Origin of the sequence: Methylobacterium longum (genome assembly GCF_022179385.1) — a bacterium.
Taxonomy (GTDB): Bacteria; Pseudomonadota; Alphaproteobacteria; order Rhizobiales; family Beijerinckiaceae; genus Methylobacterium; species Methylobacterium longum.
Genome location: NZ_BPQS01000194.1, coordinates 1 through 344 on the forward strand (window position 1 = coordinate 1; position 344 = coordinate 344).

Annotated in this window: 1 protein-coding gene; it reads left to right on the forward strand. The window is 66.6% G+C overall.

The features are described 5' to 3' along the window. Nucleotides 1–192, forward strand: a 192-nt coding sequence (locus MFF58_RS32060) for a transposase (protein WP_238294389.1), incomplete at its 5' end; no start/stop codon positions are given. Nucleotides 193–344: the final 152 nt, after the last annotated feature.

The window sequence follows — 344 nt, forward strand, 5'->3', positions numbered from 1 at the left end:
AACGCCACGCTGCGCCGGGCTGTGCGCGCCCGCGGGCACTTCCCGAGCGACGAGGCCGCGCTGAAGCTGCTCTACCTGGTCTTGAACCGCTCCGAGAAGGCGTGGAAGATGAGCCCGCGTGAATGGGTCATGGCCAAAGCGCAATTCGCCGTCATCTTCGGCGAGCGCTTCACCCGGGCCATGGCGGCCTGATGTTCAACCCGCCGCCCGCACACGGAATTCCTGACAGTCCCGGTCTGGCGTGAGCGTCACTTCTGCACCGTCGTGGCGCTGATGCCGTAGCGCTTGGCGGCGGCCCTCACGCTCTCTTGACGAGCTTGGATTGCCCGACGGACCGTCTCAGT